We start from the raw sequence: 14285 nt of genomic DNA, 5'->3' as shown, positions 1-14285 counted from the left end.
CTCGCGGTCGGTCCCGAAGCCTGCCGGGCAGGCGCCGACTTCGCAATTGCACACTTGCCCGACGCGGCGGAACGCGCATCCGCAGGTTGAAATTCTCTGGCATGCGGGCCCGATCCGTGATTGGATCGGGCCACTGACAGGCCTCTGGAAACGGGTACCAAAGTGGATACAACGACCTTGCTCGGCAAGATTTCCGAAATAATCGTCGATGTTCTCGACCTGGATGACCTTTCTCCGGAAAGTATTACGCGCGAGACAACGGCAGATGACGTGGAAGGCTGGGACAGTCTTCAGCACGTGCGGATCCTGACCAGCATCGAGCGCAGTTTCGGCTTCCGTTTCGCCAGCAACGAGATTTCGGACCTGCGCGACGTCGGCGAGCTGGTGGATCGGGTCGCGACCAAGATCGCATGACCGAACAGGGACCGAGCGTGGTGGCGCCGCGTGGCCCGGCCGGGCCGGACACCCCGCTCCACCTCGGCTGGCTGCCGCCGGCGCCGGCGGATTTCCGCGCCCGGCTCACCGGGCTGCGCACCCGGCTGCGCGCCGAAGGCGCCGGCGCCGCGGAATGGCAGGCGCTGCGCGCCCTCGCGATGCATGCGCTCGACGAGCCGCAGCTTGCCCGGCTGGCGCGGCTCTCGGCCGATTTGCCGCAGGCGCCCGGTGTGCCGGCGGCCCTGCGCCTCGCGCTGCTGGGCGACGGCACGCTGTCGCTGCTGGGCCCCGCGCTCACCGGCACCGCGCTGCGCCGCGGGCTGCGGCTGGAGGTGATCGAAACCCCCTACGGTGCCGCCATGGGCGAGGCGCTCGACCCCGGCAGTGCCCTGCATGCCGCCCGGCCCGACGCGGCGCTCATCGCGCCTGACCGCCGGCTGCTGGGGCTCGACGGGTTCGAGCCCTCGGGGCAGGCGGCGGCGGAGAAGGTGGCGGCCGCCCTCGGCACCCTGCGCACGCTGGCGGGCGGGCTGCGCCAGGGCGTCACCGGCCCGGTGCTGGTGCAGACCGTGGTGCCCCCGGCGCTGCCCTTCCTCGGCGGATTCGACCGGCTGCACCCCGGCAGCCCCGCCGCGATGGTGGCCGCCCTCAACGCGGCCCTGGCGGACTGGGCCCTGAGCGGCGAGATCATCCTCGCCGACATCGCCGGCCTTGCCGCGGCTTACGGGCTCGCCGCCTGGGAGGACGCGCAGCACTGGCACGGCGCGAAGCTGCCCTTCACGCCCGACGCGCTGCCGCTGCACGCCGAATGGGTGGCGCGCACGCTGGCCGCCGCGCGCGGCCTCTCCGCCAAGTGCCTGGTGCTCGACCTCGACAACACGCTCTGGGGCGGAGTGATCGGCGATGACGGGCTGGAGGGGATCGTGCTCGGCCAGGGCTCGGCCGGGGGCGAGGCCTTCCTCGCCGTCCAGCGGCTGGCACTTGAGCTGCGCGCCCGCGGCGTGCTGCTCGCCGTCGCCTCGAAGAACGACGACGCCGTGGCCCGCCGAGCCTTCCGCGAGCACCCGGAGATGCTGCTGCGCGAGGAGCACATCACCGTCTTCCAGGCGAACTGGACCGACAAGGCGGAGAATCTGCGCGCCATCGCGAAGGGTCTCGACATCGGCCTCGACGCGCTGGTGTTTCTTGACGACAACCCCGCCGAGCGCGCCCAGGTGCGCGCCGAGCTGCCGCAGGTGATGGTGCCCGAGCTGCCGGAAGAGCCGGCGCTCTACCCCGCCACGCTGATGGCGGCGGGCTATTTCGACACCACCTCCTTCGGGGCGGAGGACGCGGGGCGCGCAGCGCTCTACGCCGGCCGGGCCGAGCGGCTGCGGCTGGAGGCCTCGGCCTCCGACATGGGCGCCTACCTGCGCTCGCTCGACATGGTCTGCACCCTCCGCCCGTTCGACGCGGAGGGGCGGGCGCGTATCGCCCAGCTCATCAACAAGTCCAACCAGTTCAACCTCACCACCCGCAGGCGGGCCGAGCCGGAGGTGGCCGCCCTTACCGGCGCGCCCGGCTGGCACACGATGCAGGTGCGCCTCGCCGACCGCTTCGGCGACAACGGCATGATCGGCGTGGTGGTCGCCGAGGCGCGGGGGACCGACTGGGTGATCGACACCTGGCTGATGAGCTGCCGCGTGCTCAAGCGCCGGGTGGAGGAGGCGGTGCTCGCCGGCCTCGCCCGCGCCGCGCGCGCCGCGGGGGCGCAGCGGCTGGTGGGGCGCTACATCCCCACGGCGAAGAACGGTCTCGTGGCCGGGCATTACGCGGCGCTCGGCTTCGCCCCGGCGGGCGCGGAGGGCGAGGAGACGCTCTGGCAGCTCGACCTCGCCGCCTGGGCGCCGCCCGACGATCTGCCGATGGACATCATCGACGAGACGTGATCACGAATTCACGGTACGCCCCGAAGAGGGCCGGCCCGGAGACATCACAGAGGAGGCACGCATGACCGAGATCGAAACCCTGGCGACGGCGGAGGCCACGATGGGCCCCGCCACGCGCCGCGTCGTCGGCGCGGTGGAGGCAGCCTTCCCCTCGCATGCGAAATACCTGCGCCGCAGCTTCGCCTCCCGTACGCCCGGGATGGTCGCCACCGCCGAGCGCGTGGCCGATCTCGTCGAGCGGCTGGTGGCCGGCACCGGCCGCAGCCTGGAGAGCTACGCGCAGGATTATCGCTACTTCTGCGAGGAGATCGTCTTCCCCGAGGAGCTGTTCTTCCGCCGCGAGGGGCGCTACCGCCTCTCCTCCTTCGCCGAGGCGGAGCGCGACGTCTACGCCAACCGCGCGATGATGGCCCGCTACATGGACGGGCTGCTGGTGTCGGACTGCATCTGGCTCAACCACGTGAACGCGATGACCCATTTCGCCGACACGCATCTCGCCGGCCTGCCGCGGGGCGGCGCGCATCTCGAGATCGGGCCGGGGCACGGGCTGCTGCTGCGCCTCGCCATCGAGGCCGGCCGGTTCGACAGCATCGACGCCTGGGACATCTCGGAGACCTCCATCGCCCACACCCGCGAGGTGCTGGGCCTGCTGGGGCACGAGGACCGCGTGCGCCTCACCCGCTGCAACTTCTACGACGCTGAGATGCGCGCGGCCCATGCGGGCCGGTTCACCTCCATCGCCTTCTCCGAGGTGCTGGAGCACCTGGAGGAGCCGGGCCTCGCCATCGAGGTGATCCGCGGGCTGCTCGCCCCCGGTGGCCTCGTGTGGATCAACGTGCCGGCGAACGCACCTGCGCCCGACCATCTCTACCTCGTGCGCGCGCAGGAGGAGGTGGAGGCGCTCGTCGCCGCCGCCGGGCTGGAGCTGGTGGAGACGAAGGCCTTCCCCGCCGCGGGCGAGAGCCTGGAGCGCGCGCTGCGCCTCGAGCTGCCGGTCACCTACATCCTCGTCGCGCGGTGCCCGCAATGAGCCCGATCGGCGCCGTGGGCCTGCCGGAGGGGGTGCAGGTGGGCGAGCTGCACCATGTCGGCATCGTCTTTCCCGACATCCGCGACGCGGAGGAGATGATGGAGCTGCTCGGGCTGGAGGAGACCTCCCGCGGCCGGGTCGAGGCCTGGTCGGTGGAGTGCATCTTCACCCGCGCCGCCCCCGGCGGCTCGCCGGTGGAGTTCATCATTCCCTCCGGCGGGCCGCTGGCGAATTTCAACAAGGGCGCGGGCGGGCTGCACCACGTGGCCTTCACCGTGCCCAGCCTCGATCTCGTGCGCGACACGCTGCAGGCCCAGGGCAAGGGGCTGCTGGAGAGCCGGCACATGCGCGGCGCCGGCCCCTTCCTGTGCAACTTCCTCCACCCCGTGCACACCCGGGGCGTGATCGTGGAGTTCATCGAGCTGCTGCCCGTGCTGCCCGAAACCCGGGAGCCGCCGAAATGAGCGATGTCGCCGACGCGCTTCCCGTCACCCCCCAGCTCGGCGAGGCGCTCAGGCGCTACGAGGACGTGCTGCGCGCCGCCCGGCGGGTGGGGCGCACCGACCCGGTGAAACTCGCCACCGCCCTCGGCCGCCTGCCGGCGCGGCGCATGTCCGACCCGCAGTTCATGTCGCTGCTGCGCCGGCGCTTCGAGCAGGAGGAGTGCCTTGAGGTGCTGGTGGAGCTGCTGCTGCGCACGCCCGAGGAGACCTTCGCCTCCATCCACGCCACCGGCGTGGCGCTGGTGAGCGCCGCGAAGACCGGCCGCACGGCCGACGTGGAGGCCGCCCTGCAGGGCCAGCGCGCCGCGGGCGTGCAGGCGCGCTTCGGCGTGCTCGACTACATCAACCGCTTCCACCCCATCCCGCCCACCTCGATCCTGGCCCTCGGCGGGCTGAAATACGACATGCTGGAGGCCGACCCGCGCGAGAGTTTCCTCGAGCGCGCCCGCGCCGTGATGGCCCGGGCCGACCCCGACGGCCGGCTGGTCACCGCACTCTTCCCGGCGCGCCGCAACGCCCGGGTGCACCGCGAGGCCTGGGTGTCGCGCATCAGCTTCGCCTGCGCGGCCGACCACATCTTCCAGGACGCGATCACCTCCGGCTTCATCTCCGGGCGCAACCCGGTGCCGGAATACTTCTCCCGCGACGTCTACGACGTGACCCCGCTCGAGCGCGCGCGCGAGGTGATGGCCGCCGTGCCGCAGGGGCGGGGGGCGCTGTTCACCACCTTCCACGCCGGCCACCTCACCATGACGCGGATGAACTTCCAGCGCATCTTCGAGAACGGCATCCAGATCCAGCGCTCCAACGCGGCGCAATATGCCCGCGGGATGATCTCCATCGCGGAGAACCCGCGCTCGGCGCTGTTCAGCGCGCTGCGCATGCTCGAGGACGGCACGCCGATGCTGATGGCCCCCGACGGCCACTGGGGCGACTCGCGGCTCTCCATCTCCGTGCTCGGCCGCACGCTCGACATCGGCGAGGGCGCGGCCTTCCTGTCCTACGAGTCCGGTTGCTTCAACGCCTTCCTCACCTATGTCTACGACGCGGGCGTCTTCGTGCCCCGGCTGGTGGAGGGACCGCAAAAGCAACCCGGTGAGAAATACCGCGCCTACCGTGACCGCTGGGCCCAGTTCTACGCCGCCCAGATCGAGCGGATCTTCACGGGCCGGCCCGAGAACATCGCCTTCCGCAACCGCTGGTTCGGCGTGTTCGGCCGGCGCGGGCAGGAGACGGCCGGAGCCTGAGGGCCACGCCGCCCGGGGCCGCCGCCGGGGAGATGTGCCGCGGGCGCGGGAATGCCTATAACGAACCTTATGTTAAACAGTTGGTGATTGCGCGGAGACGGCCTCGCCGCCCGGTATCAACTCTGCTAGGCAGTGGCGCCCCGGGCGGGGCCCCGGCGCGGCCCGGGGCGTGAACGGGCCTCCCGCGTCGGCAGACGGCGACCGGGCCCCGGACACGAATGCCCGCGAAGAAGAAGGCCGGTGACGATGAAGGCCCGTGCCGCAGAAGGAAAGAGTGCGCCGATGCAGGACGAGACCGCCGCCCGCAGGCCCGCACCGGCTGCCGCCGGCGCGGACTGTCCGGGCTCCGCCTCGCGGGGGAGCTGGTTTTCCGAGCACCGCAACCTCGTGATGGTTCCGATCATCATCCTGCTGCTCTGCGCCGGCGGCTTCGCGCTGCGGCGGCTGGCGGCGGAAGCGGATTACCACATGGTGGTCACCGCCCTGATCGACACGCCGGGCTGGCGCCTCGCCGCCGCGGTGGCGCTCACGGCGGCGAGCTACGTCGCGCTCACCCTCTACGATGTCACGGCGCTCGCCTCGCTCGGTGCGCCGCGGCGCTGGCGCGAGGTGGCGCCGGGGGCCTTCGCGGCCTTCGCCATCGCGCAGTCGGTGGGGTTCGGGCCGCTCAGCGGGGCCGCGGTGCGGCTGCGCTTCTACCTGCCGCTGGGCATCGGTGCGGCGGAGGTGGCGCGGCTGGTGGCGCTGGTCACCTTCGCCTTCGGCCTCGGGCTGCTCGCCACCACCGGGCTCGCGGCGCTGGTGTCGGCCTCCGAGATGGCCCCGGCGCTCGGCCTCTCCGTGCCGCTGCTGCAGGGCGTGGGCGCGGCGGCGCTGGCGGGCTCGGTGCTGGTGGTGGCGCTCGGCGGCCGCGGGCTGACGCTGCCCGGGGGCATCAGGCGGCGGCTGCGCCTCTCCGGGGCGCTGCGCCTGCCGGCGCGCCGGCTGCTGGCCCTGCAGCTCCTGGTGGCGGCGGCGGACATCCTCGCGGTGTCCGGCGTGGTCTGGGTGCTGCTGCCGCCGGGCACCATCTCCTACATCGCCTTCGTGCCGCTCTTCGCCGTGGCCCTCACCGCGGGGGTGACCAGCCACGTGCCGGCCGGCCTGGGCGTGTTCGAGGCGGTGTTGCTGGCCGGGCTCGCGGGCTCGGGCACGCCGGTCTCCCAGCTTCTCGCGGCCCTCACCCTCTACCGGATCATCTACTACGCCGCCCCGATCATCCTCGCCTGCGCCGGCATCGTGGTGGCGGAGGGGAACCGGCTCTCGGCGAGCCCGGCGCTGCGCCTCGCCGCCCGGGCCTTCGCGGGGCTGGCGCCGCAGCTTCTCGCCGCCTTCGCGCTGATGCTGGGGGCGATGCTGGTGTTCTCCGCCGTCACGCCCGCCCGGGCGGTGGACCTCGAATGGCTCGCCCGGCACGTGCCGCTGCCGCTGCTGGAGGGGGCGCATTTCCTCGCCTCTGTCCTCGGGGCGGTGCTGATGCTCACGGCGCGCGGGCTCGCCTACCGGCTCGACGGGGCGCGGGCGGTGGCGCTGGCGGCGGCCGGGGCCGCGCTGGTGCTCTCGCTCCTGAAGGCCTACGCGCTCTACGAGGCGGCGGCGCTGGGGCTGTTCGTGCTCCTCATGCTCGCCGCGCGCCGCAGCTTCGACCGGCCGGCGGCCATCCTGAACCAGACGCTCTCGCCGCGCTGGTTCGCCGCCATCGCCTGCGTGCTGGTGAGCGCGCTCGCCATCCTGCTCTTCGTGCATGACCATTCCGAGTTCGGGGTGGAGAGCTGGGCGCGCTTCGAGCTCTCCGCCGAGGTGCCGCGCGGCCTGCGCGCACTGGTGGGCGCCGCGCTGGTGAGCGGTTTCGCCGGGCTGTGGATGCTGCTGCGCCCCGGCGCGCATGCCGCCGACGCCGGCTTCGCGGCCGGGGACCGGGCCCGGGCGCTGGCCATCGCCGCCTCGCAGCCCGCCGCCGAGGCCGCGCTGCTGCGCATGGGCGACAAGCGGCTGATGCTCTCCGAGGACGGGCGCGCCTTCATCATGTACGGCCGCCAGGGCCGGTCCTGGATCGCACTCTTCGGGCCCTTCGGCGCGCGCGAGGCCTGGCCCGGCCTCGTCTGGGACTTCGTGGAGACCGCGCGCCGCGCCGGCGGCCGCGCCGCCTTCTACCAGGTCACCGGCGACACGCTCGCCCTCTACGCCGACGTCGGCCTCGCCTGCCTGAAGATCGGCGAGGAGGCGCGGCTGAACCTCGCCGTCTTCACCACCGAGGGCCCGGCCAACAAGGACCGCCGCTACGCCCTCGGCCGCGGCGCCCGCGAGGGGCTCAGCGTGGAGCTGCTGCCCGTGGGCGGCGCCGGGGCGGTGATGGAGGACCTGGCCCGCATCTCCGCCGAGTGGCTTTCGGCGCGCGGCGGCGGGGAGAAGGGCTTCTCGCTGGGCGCCTTCAGCCCGGCCTATGTCGAGGGCCAGCGCGTGGCGCTGCTGCGCCGGGAGGGCGAGATCCTCGCCTTCGTCACCCTGCTCGAGAGCGGCGAGGGCTCGGAGGCGGCGGTGGACCTGATGCGCCACGGCGCCGCGATGCCCTCCATCGGCATGGAGTTCCTGTTCCTGCGCCTGGCGCAGATCCTCGCCGGCGAGGGCCAGCTCTGGCTCGGGCTGGGCATGGCCCCGCTCTCGGGCCTTTCGGACAGCGTGGTGGCGCCGACATGGCAACGCCTCGGCCGCGTGGTGTTCGAACACGGCAGCCGTTTTTACAATTTCAAGGGATTGCGTGGATTCAAGGCGAGGTTCCAGCCGGAATGGCGCGCCCGCTATCTCGCGGTTTCGGGCGGCCTCGATCCGGCACTGGTGCTGTTCGACGCCGCGCGCCTCATTGCTGCAGGCCCGCAGGCGTCGGGCATGCCGGCACATGAGTTCGAGGAGGGCCCTGCCCATGAGTGATTCGTTCCCGTTCCTTCCGCGCCGCCTGCGCCCCGGGGCGCTGCTGCTGGCCGGGCTGCTCGCGCTCGGCGGCACCGCCCGGGCGGAGGATGTCGATCTCGGCATGCTGGCCGGCGCGACGCTCTCGCTGCCCGAAGGTGCCGCGCGCGGCACGGTCTACCTCTTCTCCGGCGCGGCCGGCTGGGGCACGGAGGAGACCGGGCTCGCCGCCCGGCTCACCGCGAGCGGCGCCGCGGTGGTGGAGGTGGACCTGCCCGCCTACACGAAGAGCATCGCCGCGGCGGAGGGCGACTGCGCCTATCTCGTGGCCGACATCGAGCGCTCCAGCCACCAGATCGCCCGCCGGACCGGGGCGGACACCTTCGCCGGCCCGGTGCTGGCCGGGGTCGGCGCCGGTGGCGCGCTGGTGCTCGACATGCTGGCCCAGACCCCCGATGCCACCATCGGCGCGGTGCTGGCGGCGAACCCGGCGGCGGACTGGCCGCTGTCCACGAAGCTCTGCACCGAGGCGCCGCGGGCCGCGGCCCCCGGCACGGGCCATTTCATCCTGCCGGCCGGCGCCCTGCCCGCGCCGCTCACCGTCGTGCTGGGCAATGACGCGGGGGATGAGGCCCGCGCCCGCGTGGCCGCGCTCGATGCCGAGGGGCCGGAGTATCGCAAGGTCGAGGCCGCGGGCCCGGCCGTGCCGGCGCTCGGCGGCGAGATCGACGCCGCCCTCGCCCGGCTCGACGAGAGCATGGCGCAGCTCCCCCTCGCCGTGCTCGCCGCCACGCCCACGCATGACACGATGGCCATCGTGATCTCGGGCGACGGCGGCTGGCGCGACCTCGACAAGACCATCGCGGGCGACCTGCAGCAGCGCGGCGTGCCGGTGATCGGGCTCGACGCGCTGCGCTACTTCTGGAGCCGCCGCACGGCGGAGGAGACCGCGCAGGACATCACCCGCATCGTGGGCCGCTACTCGGCGCTCTGGGGCACGCACAAGGTGGCGCTGATCGGCTATTCCTTCGGTGCCGGCGTGCTGCCGGATGTCTATGCAGCCCTGCCCGGGCGCCTGCGCGAGCGGGTGGTGCAGGTCTCGCTGCTCGGCCTCGCGGCGCAGGCGGACTGGGAGATCACCGTCTCGGGCTGGCTGGGCTCGGCCTCCGAGGACGCCACGCCGGTGGCCGCCCCGCTCGCCGCCCTGCCGCAGGACAAGCTGCAATGCGTCTACGGCGAGGAGGAGGAGGACAGCCCCTGCCCCGGGCTGGCGGGCAGCGGCGCGGAGGTGATCCGCACCGAAGGCGGCCATCATTTCGATGGCGACTACACGGCGCTGGCGCTGAAGATCCTCGACGGGCTGGAGGCCCGGGGCGGGCGGAAATCCTCCCTCGCCGCGCCGGCCGGGGTGCCCGCTCAGCGATAGGAGGCGGTGAGGCGCTTCCAGTCGTCGGTCTGGTCGATGCCGCGGTCGCGCCGGCCGGCGGGGAGCTGCGCCACGAGCTGCGAGATGCGCCGCGCCCGGTCGTCCGACTGCGGGTGGCTGCCGTGGAAGAAATGCGTGAGCGCGGGCTGGGTGCCGTTGAGCCGGGCGAAGCGCTGGAAGATGCGCGGCGCGGCGGAGGGCTTGTAGCCCGCCTTCACGTAGTAGGCGAAGCCGACATCGTCGGCCTCGGCCTCCTTGTCGCGGCCGTAGCCGTTGACCGCGGCGAGGGTGACATACTGCATCGCCTGGTCCACCGCGGCGGAGGAGAGGCCGCCGGCCTGGCCGCCGAGGTAGCCCGACAGCGCGCTCGCCCCGGCGACGATGGCGGTGCGGTCGCGCATGCCGTCGGCCGGGTGGGCGCGCTGCACATGCGCCATCTCGTGCGCCAGCACCATGGCCATCATCGCCTCGGTGCTGGCCTGCGCGATGAGGCCGTCCTCCACGAAGATGTAGCCGCCGCCCGGGGTGAAGGCGTTCACCTGGCCGGATTCGAGCAGCACCACCTGCCAGTCGAAGGTGTCGAGCCCGTTCGCGCTTGCGATCTTGTCGACGATGCGGGTGAGCTTGGCCTCCAGCTTGCGGTCCGGGCTGCGCTGGTATTCCTGCAGGGTTTCGCGGGCCGCCGCCTGGCCGAGGTCGCGCTGCTCGGAGACGGTGGCGTCGCCCTGCGCGAGGGCGCTGGCCCCGGCCACGGCGGCGTTCAGCGTGTTCACGTTCGTGCCGGCGCATCCTCCGAGCAGGCCCAGCCCGAGAGCGGCGAAGAGGCCGTTGCGCAGCGGGGTGCGGAGCGTGAGGCGAAGCGGCATGGACGTGTCTCCCTGTGGTCACTCGATGGCCCGCGCCCGGCGGCGATGGCCCGGGCAGGCGCTCGCAGGGAGACTAGGGCGCAGGCCCGCCCGGTCAATGCGCAGCGGCGGTGAGCCGCTCCGCCCGGCGGGCGAGCCCGGCGCGCAGGGCGGCGGCGAGCGGCTCGGGAAAGCCCGGCGGCAGGGCGGCGAACACCGTGTCGGCGCGGGCAAGCGCGGTGTCGGCCAGCTCCTCGATCACCGGGGTGAGCAGGCCCGGCCCCAGCCCGGCCTCGGCGGCGGTCTGGGCGAAGTGGCGGGGCATGATCTCCTCCACCAGGTAGTGCCGCGCCCGGCCGGCCGACATGGCGAGGCGGAACTGCCGCCGCCGGATGTCGCCCGCCGCCAGCGCGGGCTCCGCGCTCAGCACGTCGTAGAGCGGGGCGAGGCCGAAGCGCCCGCCGGGGCGCAGGAACAGGCTGAAGTTCTTCGCGTGCCCGTCGGTCGCGCCCAGGAGCCAGAAGACGAGGGCGGCGCGCAGCAGGCGCAGGCGGTCCTCCTCCGGCCGGTCGGCGCCCAGCAGCAGGCGCAGCATCTCCACCAGCCCCGGGCCGCCCTCCGACTGGTACTTGCGCGCCGGCGGCACGCCGAGCGCCTGGCAGAAATCCTCCTGCGGCAGGCGCAGCAGCCGGCCGTCGGCGGCCTGCAGCCGGTCGAAGCGCTCCACCACCAGGGTGCGCATCTCCTCGAAATCGGCGATCTCGGCCCGGGCCGAGGGCAGGCCGAGCGCCGCGGTGAGGCGAAGGCAGAGATATTCGTTCTCCACGCTGTCGCTGAGGTCGATGCCGCCGGGCAGCCGGCCGATCTGCGGCTTGAGGATGTGGGTGGTGGCGGTGGTGCCATGCGGCACCTGCCACTGGCCGTCATGGAACAGCAGCGCGGTCTTCTCCTGCGCGCCGGCGAGCGAGATGCGGAACTCCGCCTCCGGCCCGAGGCCGAGCGGGGCGGCGGCGAGGTTGCGCAGCAGGTGGGCCACCTCGGCCTCCGACACCGGGCGGCCGGAGATGGCGCCGGCGGGCCCGGGCGCGGTCGTCTCGGGCAGGAACTGCAGCGCGCCCACGCAATCGGCGCCGAGGGCGGAAAGCAGGCTGAACGGGTCGGTGCCCGCCGCCCCCACCCGCTCGGCCACCCGGGCGCGCACCGGGGCGGCATCGGGCAGCAGGTTGTCGAACACGGCGAGCACCGGGGCGCCGGAGAACACCTCCTCGCGCAGGGGCAGCGAGAGCGACACCGGGAAGGCCGCCTCCCAGCCCAGCCATTCGGGCGCATAGGCAAAGCTCACCGCGCCGGAGGCGGCGCGGGTGAGCCGGCCGGCCCGGCGGCCGTTCACCAGCACCGCGAGCGGGGCATGCGCGGGGCGGCGCGCCATGTCAGAACAGGCTTTCGAGCGACGGGCCCTCGTCGGCCGTGCGCGGGCGGAGGCTGAGCTCGAGCCCGAGGGCGGCCATCAGCTCGCAGATCGTGGCGAGGCGCGTGCCCGCCTCCCCCGCCTCGACCGAGGAGATCGTGGCCTGGCGCAGCCCGGTGCGCGCGCCGAGCTCGGCCTGGCTGAGGCCGAGCGCGCGGCGCCGGCGCCGGATGGCGGCGCCGATCTGCTGGGGGGTTCTGAGAAGCTGGTCCATCGCGGCACCTCCGCGCGGGTTCATACGCGAAGGCGGATCATTCGTCAATATACGACAGGGCGTATAAAGCGGTGATATGCGGAAAGGCGTATGGGCGGGGCCGCGAGGGCCCCGCCCGTGTGTCAGGCCGCGCCGGGCGAGCCGCGGCCGAGCAGCTGGCGCGCCGCGATGGGCGCGATCAGCGCGAGGCCGATGAGCGTGGCGTAGAGGTCGGGCGCCACCAGCAGGATGGCGGCCACGGCCAGCAGCGCGCGCTCCAGCGCGTAGAGGGGCGCGAAGAGCCAGTCCGCGAAGGCGGCGGAGAGTGCCCAGATGCCCAGCATCGCCCCGCCGGTGGCGAGGATGAACTCGCTCCAGGTGAACCCCTCCGTCACCAGCAGCAGCGAGGGCGAGAACACGAACACGAAGGGCACTAGCGCCTTGCCCATGCCCAGCCGGAAGGCGGTGTTGCCGGCCTTGAAGGCGTTCGCGTTGGCGATGCCGGCGGCAGCATAGGCCGCGAGCGCCACGGGTGGCGTGATGTCGGCCAGCACCCCGTAGTAGAACACGAAGAAATGCGCCACCAGCGGCTGCACCCCGAGCATGGAGAGGATGGGCGCGGCCACCGCGATCATGATCAGGTAGTTCGCCGTGGTGGGGATGCCGCAGCCCATCAGGATGCACACGAAGGCGGTCATGATCAGGGTGAACAGCAGGGTGAGGGTCATGGTGTCCATGATCTCGAAGGGCAGCACCGCCAGCCAGGTCGACACCACGCCGGCCCATTCCGCGGCCACCGAGGTCACCATGTAGGCGATCTTGAAGCCCACGCCCGTGAGCGTCACCACGCCGATGATCACCCCCACGAGGGCAGCCGCGGCGGTGACGGAGAGCGAATATTTCGCCCCCAGCACGAAGCCCTGGAAAACCTCTTCCACCACGCGCTTCGCCGCGTCCTTCGGGGCGTGGCGCATCAGGTTCTGGATGATCAGCACCACGATGCAGGCGGTGATGCCCCAGAAGGCGGCGGAATAGGGCGTGCGCCCCGAGAGCAGCACCGCCACCAGCAGGATCAGCGGCACGGTGGTGAGCCAGTCACGCCGGAACACCGCCCAGGCGTCGGGCAGCTCGGCCTTCGTGAGGCCGCGCAGGCCGCGGCGGCGGGCCTCCAGGTGCACCTGCACCAGCACGCCGAAGAAATGCATGAAGGCCGGCACCAGGGCCGCGGTGAGGATGGTGGTGAGCGGCACGCCGAGGTATTCGATCATCAGGAAGGCGACGGCGCCCATCACCGGCGGCGTGATCTGCCCGCCGGTCGAGGAGGCGGCCTCCACCGCGGCCGCGAAGTGGCGCGGGTAGCCGATGCGGATCATCGCCGGGATGGTGAGCGCGCCGGTGGTGACCGTGTTGGCGATGGAGGAGCCGGAGATCGAGCCCAGCATGGCCGAGGAGATCACCGACACCTTCGCCGGCCCGCCGGCGTAGCGCCCGGCGAGTGCCGAGGCGAGGTCGATGAAGAGCTGCCCCAGCCCGATGCGCGTGGCGAGCACGCCGAACAGCACGAAGTGGAACACGTAGGTCGAGATCACCCCCAGCGCGGTGCCGTAGATGCCCTGCGAGGTGAGGTAGAGATGGTTGACGATGCCGGTCCAGTCGGCGCCGGGGTGGGTGAGCACGCCGGGCATGGAGCGGCCGAAATAGGCATAGGCGAGGAAGCACAGCGCGATCACCGGCAGCGGCCAGCCCATGGCGCGGCGCGTGGCCTCGAGCAGCACCACGATCAGGATGGTGCCCATGAGGATGTCGATCGGCAGCGGGTTTCCGACGCGGAAGGCGAGGTCGTCGAAGATCCAGGGCACGTAGAGCGCCGCGGCGGCGCCGGCGAGGGCCAGCACCCAGTCGCTCAGCGGCAGGCCGAGGGGGGCGAGCAGCGAATTGCGCCGCGCCTCGCCCCGGCCCCAGGCCGCGAAGGAGAGGAAGGTGAGCGCGATGGTGAAGGCGAGATGCGTGCCGCGATGCGTGGCGGCGCGCGGAATGCCGAAGCCGGCGGTGTAGTAATGGTAGCAGGCGAGGATGAAGAGCAGCCCCGCCGCCACCCAGCCAAGGGTGGGGCCCAGGGGGCGGAAGCGCACTTCGGGGTCGAAGCGCTCCTCGAGCTCCTTCATCTGCGCCTCGGTGATAGCCTCGTCCCGGGCGACGGGGTCGGTCTGCGCGGAGGGGCGCGAGGGGTCGGTTGCCATCTCTGGAACCCTTTTCGAGAGGAT

At 72.9% G+C, this 14285-nt stretch carries 11 protein-coding genes; 7 read left to right on the top strand and 4 right to left on the bottom strand.

Translation table 11 applies throughout. The annotated features are described in order from the left end of the window. Nucleotides 1-162 precede the first annotated feature (162 nt). The 7 genes from D3P35_RS10365 to D3P35_RS10330 all read left to right on the top strand — a co-directional run bounded on the left by D3P35_RS10365 (nucleotide 163) and on the right by D3P35_RS10330 (nucleotide 9515). Nucleotides 163-414, top strand: a complete 252-nt coding sequence (locus tag D3P35_RS10365; RefSeq protein WP_198670554.1) for an acyl carrier protein — start codon at nucleotides 163-165, stop codon at nucleotides 412-414. Next, nucleotides 411-2363 carry an HAD family hydrolase gene (locus D3P35_RS10360; protein ID WP_118134657.1) on the top strand — a complete coding sequence of 651 codons (1953 nt, stop codon included), beginning with the start codon at nucleotides 411-413 and terminating at the stop codon, nucleotides 2361-2363. Before D3P35_RS10365 ends, D3P35_RS10360 begins: the two co-directional genes overlap by 4 nt. Nucleotides 2364-2424: 61 nt before the next feature. After that, nucleotides 2425-3393: a bifunctional 2-polyprenyl-6-hydroxyphenol methylase/3-demethylubiquinol 3-O-methyltransferase UbiG gene (locus tag D3P35_RS26105; protein WP_157982097.1), complete on the top strand. Its 969-nt coding sequence runs from the start codon at nucleotides 2425-2427 to the stop codon at nucleotides 3391-3393. Further along, a complete protein-coding gene (locus tag D3P35_RS10345) occupies nucleotides 3390-3857 on the top strand; it encodes a VOC family protein (RefSeq protein WP_118134654.1) in 468 nt (155 codons plus the stop codon). The genes D3P35_RS26105 and D3P35_RS10345 overlap by 4 nt, the downstream gene beginning before the upstream one ends. Beyond that, entirely contained in the window at nucleotides 3854-5143 is a 1290-nt protein-coding gene (locus D3P35_RS10340) for a hypothetical protein (protein WP_118134653.1), read from the top strand. Before D3P35_RS10345 ends, D3P35_RS10340 begins: the two co-directional genes overlap by 4 nt. A 282-nt stretch (nucleotides 5144-5425) precedes the next feature. Further along, the gene (mprF, locus tag D3P35_RS10335) at nucleotides 5426-8110 is read left to right on the top strand and encodes a bifunctional lysylphosphatidylglycerol flippase/synthetase MprF (protein ID WP_157982096.1); all 2685 of its coding nucleotides are present in this window, start codon (nucleotides 5426-5428) and stop codon (nucleotides 8108-8110) included. Next, nucleotides 8103-9515: an AcvB/VirJ family lysyl-phosphatidylglycerol hydrolase gene (locus D3P35_RS10330; protein WP_157982095.1), complete on the top strand. Its 1413-nt coding sequence runs from the start codon at nucleotides 8103-8105 to the stop codon at nucleotides 9513-9515. Before mprF ends, D3P35_RS10330 begins: the two co-directional genes overlap by 8 nt. On the opposite strand, the gene D3P35_RS10325 is transcribed toward D3P35_RS10330, so the two are convergent. From D3P35_RS10325 to D3P35_RS10310, 4 genes are all read right to left on the bottom strand, one after another. Beyond that, nucleotides 9506-10381: a M48 family metallopeptidase gene (locus D3P35_RS10325; protein WP_118134650.1), complete on the bottom strand. Its 876-nt coding sequence runs from the start codon at nucleotides 10379-10381 to the stop codon at nucleotides 9506-9508. The two genes, D3P35_RS10330 and D3P35_RS10325, sit on opposite strands and share 10 nt — an antisense overlap. 94 nt (nucleotides 10382-10475) lie before the next feature. Next, the gene (locus D3P35_RS10320; RefSeq protein ID WP_118134649.1) at nucleotides 10476-11789 is read right to left on the bottom strand and encodes a type II toxin-antitoxin system HipA family toxin; all 1314 of its coding nucleotides are present in this window, start codon (nucleotides 11787-11789) and stop codon (nucleotides 10476-10478) included. 1 nt (nucleotide 11790) lies between these two features. Then, nucleotides 11791-12042 carry a helix-turn-helix transcriptional regulator gene (locus tag D3P35_RS10315; RefSeq protein WP_118134648.1) on the bottom strand — a complete coding sequence of 84 codons (252 nt, stop codon included), beginning with the start codon at nucleotides 12040-12042 and terminating at the stop codon, nucleotides 11791-11793. A 122-nt stretch (nucleotides 12043-12164) separates the two neighbouring features. Further along, nucleotides 12165-14261: a TRAP transporter permease gene (locus D3P35_RS10310; protein ID WP_118134647.1), complete on the bottom strand. Its 2097-nt coding sequence runs from the start codon at nucleotides 14259-14261 to the stop codon at nucleotides 12165-12167. Nucleotides 14262-14285 lie beyond the last annotated feature (24 nt).

The organism is Oceanicella sp. SM1341 (assembly GCF_003448965.1).
Taxonomy (GTDB): Bacteria; Pseudomonadota; Alphaproteobacteria; order Rhodobacterales; family Rhodobacteraceae; genus Paroceanicella.
The sequence above is the reverse complement of the archived record's forward strand: the minus strand, read 5'-3'. Positions and strand labels throughout refer to the sequence as shown.